The sequence below is a fragment of the Acinetobacter sp. AL9 genome (genome assembly GCF_041464035.1).
GTDB lineage: Bacteria > Pseudomonadota > Gammaproteobacteria > Pseudomonadales > Moraxellaceae > Acinetobacter > Acinetobacter towneri.
Genome location: NZ_JAYFSK010000217.1, coordinates 1 through 279 on the forward strand (window position 1 = coordinate 1; position 279 = coordinate 279).

Sequence of the window (279 nt, forward strand, 5' to 3'; positions counted from 1 at the left end):
CCTATTTAAGTGATGTGCTGAAAAGGTTGCCGACACATAAAGTGACTCAGATTGAAGAATTGCTACCACACCGCTGGAAACCTGAACCGAATTAAAAAATAGGCATGGGGTTCAGCGGACGCTTACATTCTATCTAAAGTCAGTTGCACTTTGTCGAATGAAAACATATTGAAAATCAACTGAGAAATTTGACGATAATCAAAATACTGACCTGCAAAGAAGCGCTGCATACGTCGATAAAATGATTGTGGTAAGCACTTGATGGGCAAGGCTTTAGAT

General features: G+C 39.8%; 1 protein-coding gene and 1 pseudogene. One reads left to right on the forward strand and one right to left on the reverse strand.

All coding sequences use genetic code 11. From position 1 onward, the window contains the following. Window positions 1-95 (forward strand): transposase domain-containing protein (locus tag ACEO2X_RS14400; protein WP_178867550.1); only part of this gene is annotated, 95 nt, incomplete at its 5' end. Window positions 96-128: 33 nt separating this feature from the next. On the opposite strand, the pseudogene ACEO2X_RS14405 reads toward ACEO2X_RS14400, so the two are convergent. Continuing rightward, window positions 129-279: pseudogene (locus tag ACEO2X_RS14405) on the reverse strand (IS4 family transposase); the annotation flags it as partial.